This window comes from Massilia sp. BAP21, assembly GCF_057801335.1.
In genome coordinates this window covers 376,869-391,574 of record NZ_CM173596.1, presented here as the reverse complement: position 1 = coordinate 391,574, position 14,706 = coordinate 376,869, and the positions used below count along the sequence as shown (strand labels likewise).

The following is a 14,706-nucleotide window of genomic DNA, read 5'->3' as shown; positions in this document are numbered from 1 at the left end:
TTTGTCGCGTTGCAAGGCGGCGCGCCTTTCCCTCACCGCTGACTAGAATGGGTCCGGGTTTATTGCGGACACACGACAGGAGAGGGACATGGTCAAGATCGCGGTAATCGTCGGCAGCACCCGGCCGGGGCGCAAGGCGCTCGACGTGGCGCGCTGGGTAATGAACACGGCGCAGGGACGCAGCGGCGCCAGCTATGAACTGGTCGATATCCAGGATTTCAACTTGCCGCTGCTCGACGAGCCGGTGCCGCCCTCGATGGGCCAGTATTCGCAACCGCACACGCTGGCCTGGGCCGCGAAGATCGCCGAATTCGACGGCTTCGTCTTCGTCACGCCCGAATACAACCATGCCACCTCGGGCGCGCTGAAGAACGCCATCGACTTCCTGTACAAGGAATGGAACAACAAGGCGGCCGGCTTCGTCGGCTACGGCAGCGTCGGCGGCGCGCGCGCCATCGAGAACCTGCGCCTGGTGATGGGCGAACTGATGGTGGCCGACGTGCGCGCCCAGGTGATGCTGTCGCTGTTCACCGACTTCGAGAACATGACGACCTTCAAGCCGGCGCCCCATCAGGAAAAATCGGTGCACGCCATGCTGGAGCAGGTGGAAGCCTGGAGCGGCGCGCTGGCGGGGCTGCGCAAGGGGGCCGACTGAAGGCATTGGCGCGGCTGCTACAATCGGCGCCTTTTCCTTGCCGAGCCGCCGATGAACCAGCCTTTGCCTCCCCGCCGCGCCACCTGCGCCGCCTGCCTGCGCGCGCAGTCGGCCTGCATCTGCGGCTGGGTGCGGCCGCTCGTCTCGCCCGTCGAACTCTTGATCCTGCAGCATCCGCTGGAAGTGGCGAACGCCAAGAACAGCGCGCGCCTGCTGCACCTGAGCGTGGCGGGGAGCGTGCTGGCCGTGGGCGAGGCTTTCGATGCGGACGCGCTCGGTACGCTGCTGCATGCCGGCGGGCGCACGCCGGTGTTGCTGTATCCCGAGACGCCGGGCGTCGCTACGCCGGGCGTCGCCACGCCGGCCGCGCCGGCCGCAGCGCCGCTGCCGCTACCTGAACGCCTGCGCCTGGTCGTGCTCGACGCCACCTGGCGCAAGAGCCGCAAGATGCTGCACCTGAATCCAGTACTGCGGCAATTGCCGCGCCTGGCGCTGAGCGACATGCCAGCCTCGCACTACCGCATCCGCAAGGCGCACGCGCCCGACCAGTTGTCCACGCTTGAAGCCGGCGCCCATGCCCTGGGGCAGATCGAGGGCGATGCGGCGCGCTACGCTCCCTTGTTTGCCGCTTTCGACGGTTTCGTCGGGCAACAGGCTGCTTATTTACCACATCCTTTGCCGCCGGCCTGAGCACGCACGCGGCTGCGCTTGAATTGGCGGGAAGAGCGGCGTACCATACTGTATAAATATACAGTATGAGGTGCCGAATGGCTTACTCCGAACGAACTGTCGACCGCGAATACAGTGCGGAAGAAATCGTCCTGCCGCGTCCGCTCGCCGCGACAAAGGGGCACGGCGCGGTGTCCAACCTCCAGGGCCGCTACGAACTGAAGGGGCGCGAGCGCTTCGACGACGGCTGGACTGTAGAAGACAGCGCCGCGGCGCCGGTCAAGACCGTGGTCACCGACGAGATCGCCAAGTCCATCCTGTCGCGCAATACCTCGCCCGACATCCCCTTCAATGTCTCGCTGAATCCCTACCGCGGCTGCGAGCACGTTATGTAGACATAGAAGATAGCCTCATCTTCCTTCTAAGCCTGAAGTTGACACCCTACAATGTATGAGTTAAATTTGGACATGAAGAAGTGTTCATTTGCTCTTTGATTTCATAGGGGAGCAGTGTCTTGGGTTGGCTGAACTTTGTTCAGTTTTTTTGATAGGGGCGGAAGTGTCCGTGAACACTTTTTTACATGGTCAAATCGAGCTTTTCATCGAACGTGGCTACCGTCCGACGGCTGTCAAAGGCCAGCCCGGCTTCTTCTTGCTGACTGACGAAGACGTCAAGCTGTTCGAGGAGCCGACCACCTTCCTCTACGAGCACTTTGTCAACGCGGGCTCATCTCCTTCGACCCATACATGGGGAAAGGCAGCGTACTGTCTCAAGACCTGGTTTCAATATTGCCAAGCACTTGGGAAAGACTGGAGAAGCGCGACGTCTGTGGACCGAACAGACTTTCGAGACGACTTCGAAAGCGCTATATCTCCTCATACTGGTGAACTCTATGGGCCAAAAGGCATTCGCGACACGATGGTGGTCGTGAGGGAATTTTACGCATATGCAGCTCGCAAGCGTTGGTATTTCGGTGATATCGGAAACGGCAGTGACGTATTCGATGACATTGAGACCAGCAATCCCAGAGCCGATGAAGATGCATTAGCTCATACACGCATAGCTAAAACCAGGTTACGGGACCGGGAACTTCCAAAAGTCGGTAGAAATCAAAAGATTCGTTGCCTTAGAATTGATGACCTCAGAGCACTTTTGAATTACGTTGGTCCGCAAGCCACTCGACGTAACGGCGATATGCGTAACTGTAGAGACCGGCTTATTTTTGATATCGGTGTGTACGTAGGTCTCAGGGTTGCCGAGATAGCTAGGCTCACAACGCTACAATTCCTCAATCTTAATCCTGACCCAGCAAAGCCTTACGTTTCCTTTGAATTGACAATCTGCGGGAAAGGGAATGTAGTTAGACAAGTCGCAATCCCAGCTTGGCTTGTGCTTGATGCGCTCGAGTATATTCATACCGAGCGCGAACAAGCTCTTGCGAATCGAAAAAAGACTCATCGCGGCATTTCTACTCAGCTTCTTCTAGGTAATCTAAATTCGAATAATGGACAAGGTGTTCCGATAACGAGGGGCGCAATCCAAAAAATGGTTGAGCGTGCGTGTCTTGCTATTGGCCTGGTTGACACTGACGAAAAAACTGACATTGACACAGGTGAGAAATACCTACAAAAAGTGGCTCGGTATAGTATTCACGACCTTCGCCATACCTATGCAGTTTATACCTATCACATCGCGGTTAAAGATGGCATTTCTGAACCTTGGAAGAAAATTCAAGCTCAGCTCGGCCATGCTAGATTGAAAACCACAATCAATACGTATTTGGCTCATGTGCAAATCTTTAACTCGCAACCGGGTCTGTTTAGTCTGCACCGTTCACTAGGCCTTGCATGAGTAGGAAGACGTCAAAGGTAAGCGCCGGCGCCAGCGTAGCCGTTCAAGCAGCTCGGCGAAAGGAAGCTAGGGGCCATATTCCAGAGTTGCCGATGAGGCGCCTGGAACACGGTGTTCATTCGAAGACCGGCCGCCCTACCTACCATGCTGTCCTTCCACAGCCTGGTGGGTTCGAGCCGATTCGTATCGATATCAGCTTCATGCTGGAATTTCCTAATCTGTTGCCGTTGTTCGGGCCAGCATTTCTCGCATACTGTTCCGGGCAGAAGGCGGGAACCTACCGCGCCGTAGCAGGAAGTTTGAAACTCGGTTTTTTTAAGTTCGTTCGACTAAGATATGGTGAACGCCTTCATCCCGAAGAAATTGATGATGTAATCCTATTGGCTTATCGTTCTCATCTCAATCTTGAAAAAGGAAGAAGCGGTAGAGCGCTTTCGGGCGGAACAATCGCGGACTATCTTGGTTCGTTGAGAAACGTTTTGGCTTCGCTAACAAATGAACCTCTGGCTAATCTTGGAAAACGAATAGCAAGACGCGTACCTGCCGGACCCATCGGCCGTGTTAAGACGATTATCCCTACAGAAGTATTATCGCTCGACGAGTTGTTAAGAATCATGGAGGCAGCCGAAAAGGAAGTGTTGGCTGTGGAAGCTCGGTACCTCCGAGGGTCGGAGCTCATTGATTTTGGTAAACGAAAACTAGCCTATGTCGAGGCATCTGCTGGTTATTCACATAGAACTTCATTTGAACTCGATACCGCGCTCGCGACGTTGGATGAACTGTATCCCGGAGTAATTCCAGAGATATCGGTTGTTGCCGATGAGCACAAGAGCCTCTCTTTGTCAATGAGACGATTAGCAAGAAAGCATGGCCTTGACCTTTCGAGATACTTTCATCCATCCAGTCATGATTTGGTTCCATTTGCAATCCTAATTACCATAGCGGCCGTCTTTAACCCGGACACAGCTCTATGGCTTAAATGGAATAATATCGATATGCAAAAAGATGTCGCCGGCGTTCCTATGATAGAAATAATCGGAGTCAAAGAACGCGCGACAGATAACCTTGTGCGGCTTCTGGACCCGAACGCCGGTGTGAGCTCTTCAATAAGTCTATCTCGTCTGCTTACGTTGTTGCGTAATTACACAGCGCGCATGCGGCCTTTTGTAAGCAAAGGACATGAAGACTTCATCTTTATATTCTTACAAAGTACTGGCATTAAGAATCCCAAAAGTTGGGGTAAGTTGGGCTCTACCTTTCAGGGGCCAAGTAACGACTCCGTTTGGCAGTTTAGTCTGAAGAGCTTTGTTGAGCAAAACAACCTTAAACGCTTTACGCTGTCACAATTGCGACCAACAGTGCTCAATCTCGTTCAAACTCTTGATGGCAGCCTAGAAGCTGCGGCTCGCGTCGGAAATCATGGAAGCGTGAGAACTACCTGGACCCATTACACCAGTGACGGGGTTAGGAAACAATATCGCGAACGTATCGGACAGATTCTCTTGCTGCGAGACCGGTGGTTTGATAGCGAGGGCCGGGTGGACCCACGTATCCGGACGGCACAGGCAGATAAGGGAGCGGCAACCCCTGGCTTCATGTGCGTAGACCCATTTGCTAGTCCGCGGCCTAATCAGTTACCTGGGCGACTATGCAGCGATTATGGCGGCTGTCCTGCGTGTCCTCTTGCGGGTGCATTCCCTCAAGACCCGGATAGCGTTGCATTTTATAACGCACTTGTCGATTCGATTTTCAAAAGTCAGGCGATTATGAGTTCGCAAACTTGGCTTAGGCGCTGGGCGCCGGTTCTGAGCGACCTTCGAGCGTTGCTTGCTCTTGTCCCAGAAGATGTTCTCTTGCGGTCGCAGCAGGTAGTTGTCCGACTGCCGCTTGTTGGATAAAGGAAAGACGTTCGATGAGAAAGAGCCTGGAAGTGGTGGCCAGCAGCACGCTGGTCCATCCGAAGCCAATAAACTTGCACGAATTGACGCAGGAAGAATTGGCAGACCATTGGGTGAGCGAACACAGCCAGTTTAAAGATGTACGGTGGGTATTTGCGAATCTAACCAATGGTTCCAGGAACACTACCAGTACTATCAACTGGGCAATGACTCTGTTTGATGAGTCAAAGCTGACCGATAAGCGACACAGGATTCGGCTTGCTTGGGCCAAAATACTGATGCTATCGCTCCTTACGTTGCCTGCGAAGGGGAGGGCACCTAGTCCAGGCACAGTTGGTGGAATTCAAAATGAGCTAAACGTCTTCCTGTCATGGATGTCCGCACGAGGGATTCAGACTCCCGATGAGCTCTCACCGCTTATCATTGAGCAGTACATCAGCGAGCTTCCTGCTTTTGTTTCAGCCCGCGAGCACTATGAAGATGCAGATGACGAGGGTATCGGTGTTGCAGTTTTCGATAGGGCGCTCGCGCCGCTAATACGCTTGTGGGACCAGCGTGAGCACCTCAAACTTTTTAATGTTGAGCCACTGCCCCACCATCCTTTTGACGGCAAGGGCGCGCATTCGATTGCTTTGAAGCTGGCGACAAAGGCTCAAGGCTGGATTATGCCCTTGCCCGATGAGGTGGCTATTCCTCTTTTTAATTCAGCGACTCGTTGGCTCGGTGCTCCGGCCGATGACGTAGTTCGACTTCTGGAGGTTTTCGAAGTATCAGGCATAGACGACCGGGAGCAAGGGAAAGCGAAGAAAGACCGTTTGAAGGCGGAAAATAGATTTTTGCGCGAATTTTCATTTTCGATACAGGCGGGAGAATCCCAACCGTGGCGTAAGCCGCTTGCTGTCAAAAATAGTGCCGCAATGGTCGAGATGCGTGAAATCTATGATTCCGTCCGCGACGCTGCAGCTATCATTGTGCAAGGCATGTCGGGTATGCGTGTTAGCGAATTATGTGGCATTGAAGAAGGCATCGACGAGAATACGGGACTTCCCAAAGGCGTTCGCTTGGAAGCAAGCCTTACGGGCTTGTACGAATGGTTTGTCATCCGGACCGAACTGTCTAAGACCAAGGAAGGGGCGCCCCACGAAGTTGACTGGGTAGTGGGCATGCGACCAATGGGAAGCGCGGAAATTCCACTGGCTGTGCGGGCGCTGATAATTCTAAACAAGCTTTTCGCTCCCTGGCGAGAGGCGGCGAAGACTACGAAGTTGATTTTGTCCGCTCGCGCAGGCATGACGCTACCGCGGCCTTCGACGTCGCTAACTGATATTAAGGGAGACGGTGTACGCAGGGTCATGAAGCGCTTCCTGGAGCGTTGCGTCGACCTGTCCAACCTGCCTGACGAGAGCGCGCGCAAAATTAGCGATAACGACTTGGTACGTTGGCGTGAAAGCAAGGGAGCGATATTCACAACGCATATGCTTCGCAAAAGCTGGGCCAACTTTACGTTGGCATGTGATTCGCGACTGCTGCCAGTTATTCAAATGCAGTTCCATCACGTCAGTTTGGCGATGACGGAAGGCGGGTATATTGGTAAGAATCCTGTCCTTGTCGACGCTCTCGACTCAATTAGTCGTCAGCGGACCAATCACGGCATTTTCGATTTAATCAATCAGCATTCCGTTTTTGCTGGTCGAATGGGCGAGCATCTCGAAAACGAGGCTCAGAAGCTACGAGAGAGAATGGATGGGTTACCTGTTTCGGAGCGATGGAGCAAGACCGTAGAGTGGATAGACGAAAACCAGATTAAGATGTTTATCTCTCCGTACGCAACGTGTGCACCGCTCAAACGTAGCGAAATGCGGTGTCACGACGAGACCGAAACGCCAATTTGGGTCCGGCATCAGCCGAACCTCGAAACCCGCGAGCCCAGTTTATGTGCTGGTTGCGCGAACGCGGTCATGGACAGAAGCCATAAAGATTTTTGGGTCAACCGATATGTCGGCTACGCTCTTTCGTTAGCGGTCGAGCGGAAACAGCGCGGTAGCCTTGCGCCAGAGCTGCGTGTAATCGAGTTTCGTGCGAATCAAGCGCTCGCAATTCTGAAAAAAATAGGCGTGGAGATGGAGGACATAGATTCCAAGCTTGCACGCGAATTGGAGAAGATGGATGCCTAAGAAACGTATAACTGAACCACCTATCGACGCCATAGAACAAGACTTCCTTGACGCAATTGTTCGGATACAAGAGGGAAAGCCAAGAAATAAAGGATTAAAAGAACGTGCGGCCCGCAAGGCGTTGGCACTTAACCCATCGACTGTATCGCTTGAAGCAGGACACTCAAGAACTCTGATAGGTAAAGAGAAGGATTGCCGTTACCCTCGCGTCAGAAAGAAAATTGAAGAGGCAAAGGTTGCGAAGAATACTTTACCAACTACTTATACTGAGCTTATTGTCGCGCTAAGAGCGGATAAGAAAGAACTGTCCCGCCAGCTTAATCTCTACAAATCCGAGGCTCTTGAAAACTTCACAGCACGGGTGAAAGCAGAAAAGGCGGCCGCGATTGCCAACGCTGCCAATGCGAAACTCGTAAAAGAATTGGCTGACCTAGGGAAAGTTGCCAGCATCGTTCGAAACGATAATTTGTAGTGTTCAACTGGCAATGTTGATGGCATCTCGTTGGTTGGTTGAGGTCTTTCGTAAGTAGACTTACTGACATGATATTGCTCGGCCTTTGCGACTGTTCGTGCTCTAATTGTCTTTCGGAAAATCCAGTGTCACCTGTGCTCTAATTTGTTTCAATGTGGCGTATTATTGACGAGAAGATGATATCTTGAAGCGAGCGCAGCACAAAAAAACTGCTGCCTGCCCGCCGGCCGAGAAAATTCATGGCACTCCGGCTTCTTAAGGTTAATGAAACTCTTCTATGTGTTTACCGTTGAGAGGAAATGGAGCAAAGTTCGGTTTAGTAGTCTTTGCTGCCAGGGAAATTGATGACAATGATGCTTGCAATCTATTGACTAGATATAAAGTTGACTTAGTAAATTTAGGGCGATGCCATGAAGCTGTATAAGAGCGCTTATCTATCTTTCCGGCAAGACAGCGGCAAGCAGCTGGCCAGTTTATCAGTCAGTGACACTGTAATATTTTCAAGTGCGAGCGTCTCAGCTATTTCTCAAGAAATTCGACGCCGAGGAATTACTTTGGTTTATTTGGAAAGCGGCGTATCCTTCGCTATCCCACCTACTTCAGAGGCGTTGGCCGCAGTTGCCCAGTTCCCTTCAGATGACGACTTTTTCATATTCAGATTAATTTCTGAGTGTGCTCAGTAGAGGTGAGGCTTTTTATTAAAAGTAGGCGTCCCATTAAAAGGCTTGAGTCGAGCAAATCGGTTTGCTTCAATTCATTTTTCGTGTCTTATAAATTTTGTGGCTAAATTTTTTTACAAGGATTGCGATGCATATTCATGCTTTGACTCTAATGATTCTCCAATTGAATAAGCTTGTAGATTCAGGGAAATACTCGGATATTTCGATTTCGGACGTTCATCGTGCTATAGACGAAGAGCGTGTTGTCGAGATGCTTCAAGAGCGAGCCGGTGAAGACTTTGATGTTTCGCTGATTAATATCTATGAGGGTGCGCGAGAAGAGTACGAAGCTCGGCTTAACCAAATTTATGGCGGTTACGCGGGCGATGAGTACCGAAAATGGGGAGTCAAAAATTTGGGTCTTTGTCTTTTAATCGCTTGGACGAACGAAATAATACAAGTCGGTGATGGGTTGAAATTTTGAATCATGAATACAGCATCCCTTGGCCCCGTATTGCAACGAGCCTCGTGAGGGAGTTGCGTATGGGACTCAATGTTCTGCTGAAGGGGTAACGCAGGTGTGAGACTGCGTGTGAATATGTCTTCAGCAATTGCAGATGACGTTTAGCGATGTCGCAATCATGGTTCTGCATAACGGGATTTTCGATGAGGCAAATCTAGCCTCATCAACCGAGTGGTCCTCAGACCGGAAATCGTGAGAACGATGCTGGAAGCAAAGGCAGTGAATCGCGATGCTCTAGCTGGCCTCAATCTGCTTCGGGACTCTAACGAGGCATGAGTGCTAGGCCGATACCTTCTCTGGTTGCGGCCTCTCTACCTAAGCTCACGAAATCGGAACGGACGCAGCAGTGGAGGAAGTTGCTGCGATGTGAGGTTTGCCAGCGTGGGAGTGCACGTCCGCCATTCATGCTCGTCGTCGTCCTGACTCCTGGTGACGTTCATTGTTCGATGCGAGGGCAGGGCATGACTGACCTCTTATTGAACAGTTCTTTGTCACTTGCTTAACAGTCCAGCAGGTAGTCTTGGCTACCGCGCCAAGCGTTGGAGGGAGGTTGGGCCTGGTGCTCTTCCTTCGAGGTCAAATCGTTGAGAGCAACTATTGCATCGGACAGTCTCATCAACACAGCCGAAGGCGATGTGCAAGCATCGTTCCTCATGCACAAGTTGCCCCGTAGCCGGCAAGGTTTGTATATGTAAGTCATTGTCTTACAAGGGTAATGTTTGACAAACCAAACCATGTTGCTATACTTTGCTCCTTACACTATGGAGGCTACACCATGAAACTCATAGAGCGAATGTTGCGGTCTATCAAGCAACGAAACGGCAATGTTATTCTTCGGGCAGAAGTGTCAAAGCTTGGTAGTGCTAGCCAGGTCACTGAAGCGCTGAAGACCCTTCAAGAGACCGGTGTGATTGTCCGCATCGGAACTGGTGTGTATGCCAAGACACGTAAGAGCTCGGTGACAGGAGCTACTATCCCAGCAGGAAGCTTGGAAACGCTAGCTTCAGAAGCTCTCAAAAAAATGGGAGTCGAGGTTAGTGCAGGACAGGCAGCCGTCTCATACAACACTGGTCGGACAACACAGTTACCTGGTGCTTTTGTTGCAAACACTGGGAACCGTCGTATCAGTAGGAAAATTGCGGTAGGAGGCCGCTCAGTGAAGTATGAGAACAATTTCAGCCGAACAGAAGCAATCGCTTGAAGACCTATCCGCAGAAGGCCTTCTACGCGGCCTTCCAGTCCAGACCGCTGAAAAAGACATTCACATCACTGAGCTACTCCGAGGACTGAGCAAACTCGAGGTCCATCACGACCACTTCAGTGACCTCGACGCGCGTAAGGGACAGACGACTCGGCATGACCAGGGGATTCAACTGGTGTTCGCAGGAGGTACGTGCCTCTCCAAGGCTCATGGTCTCATCAATCGGATGTCGGAAGACATCGATATCAAAGTTATCCTCACACCGCCAGAGAAGCCTCTGAAGAAGGGGCGGGGCGACCGAATGCGTCTCAAGGCGTTGCATGAGCGCATCCCTCAGCTCTTCGAAGAACTGGGCTTTCCGCTACTCGAGTATGCTGACGGTGCAGACAATCCGCGCATTCGGGATGGGCATCGTTACTATGTCGTCGGTGCCGGCTACCAGAGCGCATACGGAGAGTTTCCTAGTTTACGTCCTGAGCTCAAACTCGAGCTTATTCAGCGTAAGCCGTTGTTGCCGGTGGAGCGACGTCAATTTGGCTACCTCTACGAGTCTCTGGCTAATTTGCAACCTACCGCAACATTGGAAATTGACTGCATTTCCATCGCAGAGACGGCTGCAGAAAAGGTTCTTTCGTTACTGCGCCGCTGCGCGTACAAGTGGGACGGCCACCAGACGAAGGGGGACATGGACCCAGCGCTGGTGCGCCATGTCTACGATGTGGCCCGTATTGCCGAGAGCTCTGGTACCTCTCTTGAAGACGCTCGCCTTATCTTCCCACAATTAGTGCAGAGCGACCGGGACGAGTTTAAAGGGCAAAACCCTGAGTTTGATGCAGACCCTGCCAGCGTTCTCAAACGCACGCTCGTTGCTGCTAAGACTAACGGCAAGCTGGACGAGCAGTACACTAAGCACCTGATGCCACTTGTGTACGATATTGAGCCGCCTTCTTTCCAAGAAGCCTTTACAGTCTTCGAGCAAGTAGCTAGCGACTTCCTTGCAGCATGCTAGCCGAAGGCATGAGAAGAAGATTAAGGGTCATCTAACGCGCAGCGGCTGGAACGCTACACGTCGTTTAGGCGGCCGTTAGCGAGCACGTCATACGCTCTGGCCGGAATACTCTTTCCCATACCTGTAGTTACGACGCCGCCAAGCGTTACCTGCAACTGCTGAAGTACATTTCACGAGGTACCTCGCGGCTTCGATTTTTCTTCGGCAGAGCATTAGTTCCTACACACTCCCTCAGAACGAGCCGTTGTTGCAATGCTGACCCAAGAGCAGCTGAGTTAGGCCAACACGTACCCGTGCTGCCCAGTGTCTCACTTCTTAACCGTCGCCCGTGGCCGCCAACTGCCGACAGTGCTGCTTTGCATTTTGCAGGTGTGCTTTGTGTAGCAATCGCTTTGAGCGTCTCACCCAGCTGCTTCACTTCTGACAAGCGGCAGAGGTCCGTCGACACCACGTTCGTCGTTGTTTGAAGGCAAGAGCAGTCTTCTCTTCTTCGCACGCAGCTCGTGCTAACCTACTTCCAATGGTCTGCAAGCTGGCACGGGAGCGGGCATTGCTTCGTCGGCGCGGCTATCGCCGAGCCACCATCAAATTGTGTGGATTTGTCCAGTTTGAGCTGAACAGTATGTACTTTTTACGTGCTACTTCCCCTATACTTCGGGTCTCTCAACTCGCAGTTTCGTCAAAAAGGTTGCAACAGCATGGGTTCCCCGATTGTGCCAATCCACACTTTTCTAGTCGACGGTGGAGAAGTAGGTGCTCTGATGCGAGCCCACGACTGGTCGACGTCTCCTCTTGGCTCTCCCGATTCGTGGCCACAATCATTGCGCGCGGTTGTGGGATTGCTGCTTAACTCGAAGTTCCCGATGTTCCTGGCTTGGGGAGCAGAGTTAGGATTTTTATACAATGATGCCTATGCGGAAATTTTGGGCGCAAAGCACCCCAAGGCACTGGGTGGCCGTTTCCAAACCATTTGGTCAGAGATTTGGAGCGACATCCTTCCCATCATTGAGCAGGCCATGGGTGGACAGGCCGTCTACCATGAAAACCTAGCCCTTACCATGAACCGGACGGGGCACGACGAAGAGACTTGGTTCACTTTTTCGTACTCGCCTGTACGTGATGAAAGCGGCCAGGTGGCCGGTATGTTTTGCGCATGCACTGAAACGACGGAGCAAGTCTTGGCTGAACGCCATCGTGCTGCGGAAATCACGCGGCTTGAGCAGTTGTTCCAGCAGGCTCCAGGCATTATCGCGGTTTTGAGAGGGCCGAATCATATTTTTGACATCGCCAACGATGCATATATGTCACTAGTTGGACGTCGCGATATTCTTGGAAAGCCGATTCGTGAGGCGCTTCCTGAACTCTATAACCAGGGATTCTACGAAATCCTAGACGAAGTGTATGAAACGGGAAAGCCATACTTCGGCAACGAAGTTCCGGTCATGCTGCAGCGTCAATCGAATTGCGCTCTTGAGGAACGATTCGTTAATTTCATCTATCAGCCGACACGTGACCACCGCGGAAGCATTACCGGTATTTTCGTAGAGGGCAGCGATGTCACTACGACGGTGACGGCCCACAGAGCATTACGGAATAGCGAAAATGAACTACGGGCGGCAAGTCGTCGAAAGGACGAGTTCCTTGCCATGCTTGCCCATGAGCTCCGCAATCCGCTCGCTCCAATTGCGACTGCCGCTGCATTGCTCAAGTTGAGCTCTTCTGATGAGGAGCGTGTGCGAAAGAGTAGTGACGTCATCACTCGTCAAGTTGAGCATATGACTGAGCTGGTCGACGACTTGCTCGACGTTTCACGTGTCACTCGAGGTCTTGTAACATTACAGGAAGAAATACTGAACATTAGTAGTCTTGTAAATGGGGCTGTAGAGCAAGTGCGCCCACTCATCGAGGCGAAGAAGCAGAGCTTGGCCATACAAGTGCCTGATACACAGTGGTTCGTGAGTGGTGACAAGACTCGTCTGATTCAGGTCTTCTCAAATATTTTAAACAACGCTGCAAAATACACGCCTGAACACGGTCACATAGCGTTAAATGTTGTTGCAGACGATGCCCAGGTTACGATTGTTGTTGAAGACAACGGTGTAGGTATCTCCTCGACTTTGTTACCCTATATCTTCAATTTATTCACTCAAGCAGAAAGAACTCCTGACCGCGCGCAAGGTGGGCTAGGGCTAGGGCTTTCACTTGTGAAGAGTTTGCTTGAGCTGCAAAGCGGGAAAGTTTCTGCTTATAGCGACGGAATGGGAAAGGGCAGTCGGTTTACCGTATGGTTGCCCCGTGCTTCGCCTGTTGATTCAGCTCAACAATCTGACGAAGAAAAATCTTCTCCGCTATCGTTAATGACCACAAAAGTGCTAGTTGTCGATGACAACAAAGATGCAGCAGAAACGCTCCAATTGGTGTTGGAGGCCACTGGTCATGATGTTGCTATTGCTTATAACGCGCAGGATGCTCTGGCCATCGCTGACAAAATAGCGCCGGCTGTTTTTTTCTTAGATATTGGTTTACCAGATATCGATGGATATGAGTTGGCGCGTCGGCTGCGCGCGCATCCAGCCACGGCGTTCTCTACGCTCGTTGCGTTAACGGGTTACGGAAAAACTGAAAACAGAGAGCGCGCAAGCGATGCCGGCTTTGACCACTTTTTGGTTAAACCTGTGATGCTCGACGATGTGCTCGCTGTATTTTCAAAAACCGAACACTGACAAAACACGACACGAACCCTGTCAAACGGACTAAAATCTTTCTCACCTCGACGCCGAACTGATGACTTTGCGCTTCTCGCCCTGTGTCTGCCCAAGTATTCGAAGGGAAACGTCGAGTGGGATTTCATTTTTACCGAGAAAACGCGCTGCAGCCAATATGCCATGAGATGCCATCAAATTGATTACAAGGTCAATTTTGAGCGCGGTAGTCTTGTCGATTCTTATAATCATTTGTCATTGACGTAATCTCATCCATAAATTCAAAAAAAACCGCTGACTAGAGGTCAGCGGCTAACACACAAATTGGCACTGTGTCTTCATGGCACTGTGTCTTCACGCGTCAAGCATATCAAGCGCTGTTGACAAGGCGCACTGGAGAGTATTGGCGTTGTTCTTATGGTGACAGTCAGGCGCAATCTTCGAGTTAAGGTCTAGTTCTTAGAAATTTCGTACACTTATGAAGTGTTGGCCACAAAGTCCACTTGAAATTAACTCTATTGAGCCACATCCAGCGCCCGTCAATAAATAATTCCATGGTTTGCGGTCCGACTCTTTTTTCTCCAACTAATGACAATTGACGGTCGACTACGTAGTCGAGTGCTAGAAGATGTGCAGGTCGGCAACGCAAAACTGCAATACCTTGAAAATAGTTTTCGGAAAACTTGCTCCCACCGAAAAATGAGAAGAAGCGATACCTCGAATATACTATATCGATGCCGTAGAGTTTATATGCCTGCCTCAAGTTTGGTGAGAACCAATTTTTCTTCGAAGGATAATGATGCTCAGATTTGTCTTGCGCAATCAAGCCGCATCGTTTGATATTCGGAAGGTTTGTTCCACGAGTGACATGATAAACGTATCCAGGTTGGAAT

The 14,706-nt window shown here is 51.5% G+C and carries 11 protein-coding genes and 1 pseudogene; all 12 read left to right on the top strand.

Annotation, left to right across the window (positions count from 1 at the left end):
- Positions 1-88 precede the first annotated feature (88 nt).
- Entirely contained in the window at positions 89-655 is a 567-nt protein-coding gene (locus ACWYRN_RS01750) for an NADPH-dependent FMN reductase (protein WP_488690864.1), read from the top strand.
- Between the two features lie 51 nt (positions 656-706).
- Entirely contained in the window at positions 707-1,345 is a 639-nt protein-coding gene (locus tag ACWYRN_RS01745) for a tRNA-uridine aminocarboxypropyltransferase (protein ID WP_488690863.1), read from the top strand.
- A gap of 77 nt (positions 1,346-1,422) precedes the next feature.
- Positions 1,423-1,710 (top strand): annotated as a pseudogene (locus ACWYRN_RS01740) (hypothetical protein); the annotation flags it as partial.
- Between the two features lie 178 nt (positions 1,711-1,888).
- Positions 1,889-3,175, top strand: a complete 1,287-nt coding sequence (locus tag ACWYRN_RS01735; protein ID WP_488690860.1) for a tyrosine-type recombinase/integrase — start codon at positions 1,889-1,891, stop codon at positions 3,173-3,175.
- 92 nt (positions 3,176-3,267) lie between these two features.
- Positions 3,268-5,073 (top strand): hypothetical protein, encoded by a 1,806-nt coding sequence (locus ACWYRN_RS01730; protein WP_488690859.1) that lies wholly within the window; start codon positions 3,268-3,270, stop codon positions 5,071-5,073.
- Between the two features lie 14 nt (positions 5,074-5,087).
- Positions 5,088-7,247 (top strand): site-specific integrase, encoded by a 2,160-nt coding sequence (locus ACWYRN_RS01725; RefSeq protein WP_488690857.1) that lies wholly within the window; start codon positions 5,088-5,090, stop codon positions 7,245-7,247.
- Positions 7,240-7,719 carry a hypothetical protein gene (locus ACWYRN_RS01720; RefSeq protein WP_488690856.1) on the top strand — a complete coding sequence of 160 codons (480 nt, stop codon included), beginning with the start codon at positions 7,240-7,242 and terminating at the stop codon, positions 7,717-7,719. The genes ACWYRN_RS01725 and ACWYRN_RS01720 overlap by 8 nt, the downstream gene beginning before the upstream one ends.
- A 410-nt stretch (positions 7,720-8,129) precedes the next feature.
- Positions 8,130-8,402, top strand: a complete 273-nt coding sequence (locus ACWYRN_RS01715) for a hypothetical protein (RefSeq protein ID WP_488690855.1) — start codon at positions 8,130-8,132, stop codon at positions 8,400-8,402.
- Between the two features lie 124 nt (positions 8,403-8,526).
- Positions 8,527-8,862: a hypothetical protein gene (locus ACWYRN_RS01710; protein ID WP_488690853.1), complete on the top strand. Its 336-nt coding sequence runs from the start codon at positions 8,527-8,529 to the stop codon at positions 8,860-8,862.
- An 814-nt stretch (positions 8,863-9,676) separates the two neighbouring features.
- Complete coding sequence (locus tag ACWYRN_RS01705; protein ID WP_488690851.1) at positions 9,677-10,102, top strand: DUF6088 family protein; 426 nt, start codon at positions 9,677-9,679, stop codon at positions 10,100-10,102.
- Positions 10,065-11,111: a nucleotidyl transferase AbiEii/AbiGii toxin family protein gene (locus ACWYRN_RS01700; RefSeq protein ID WP_488690850.1), complete on the top strand. Its 1,047-nt coding sequence runs from the start codon at positions 10,065-10,067 to the stop codon at positions 11,109-11,111. The genes ACWYRN_RS01705 and ACWYRN_RS01700 overlap by 38 nt, the downstream gene beginning before the upstream one ends.
- A 761-nt stretch (positions 11,112-11,872) precedes the next feature.
- On the top strand, positions 11,873-13,834 hold the full coding sequence (locus tag ACWYRN_RS01695) for a hybrid sensor histidine kinase/response regulator (RefSeq protein ID WP_488690849.1): 1,962 nt from the start codon (positions 11,873-11,875) through the stop codon (positions 13,832-13,834).
- Positions 13,835-14,706 lie beyond the last annotated feature (872 nt).

Excerpts from the sequence above, each read along its gene's own strand:
- ACWYRN_RS01745 (WP_488690863.1), top strand. The coding sequence starts at position 707 with ATGAACCAGCCTTTGCCTCCCCGCCGCGCCACCTGCGCCGCCTGCCTG.
- ACWYRN_RS01750 (WP_488690864.1), top strand. The coding sequence starts at position 89 with ATGGTCAAGATCGCGGTAATCGTCGGCAGCACCCGGCCGGGGCGCAAG.
- ACWYRN_RS01710 (WP_488690853.1), top strand. The coding sequence starts at position 8,527 with ATGCATATTCATGCTTTGACTCTAATGATTCTCCAATTGAATAAGCTT.
- ACWYRN_RS01715 (WP_488690855.1), top strand. The coding sequence starts at position 8,130 with ATGAAGCTGTATAAGAGCGCTTATCTATCTTTCCGGCAAGACAGCGGC.
- ACWYRN_RS01725 (WP_488690857.1), top strand. The coding sequence starts at position 5,088 with ATGAGAAAGAGCCTGGAAGTGGTGGCCAGCAGCACGCTGGTCCATCCG.
- ACWYRN_RS01730 (WP_488690859.1), top strand. The coding sequence starts at position 3,268 with ATGAGGCGCCTGGAACACGGTGTTCATTCGAAGACCGGCCGCCCTACC.
- ACWYRN_RS01695 (WP_488690849.1), top strand. The coding sequence starts at position 11,873 with ATGCGAGCCCACGACTGGTCGACGTCTCCTCTTGGCTCTCCCGATTCG.
- ACWYRN_RS01720 (WP_488690856.1), top strand. The coding sequence starts at position 7,240 with ATGCCTAAGAAACGTATAACTGAACCACCTATCGACGCCATAGAACAA.
- ACWYRN_RS01705 (WP_488690851.1), top strand. The coding sequence starts at position 9,677 with ATGAAACTCATAGAGCGAATGTTGCGGTCTATCAAGCAACGAAACGGC.
- ACWYRN_RS01700 (WP_488690850.1), top strand. The coding sequence starts at position 10,065 with ATGAGAACAATTTCAGCCGAACAGAAGCAATCGCTTGAAGACCTATCC.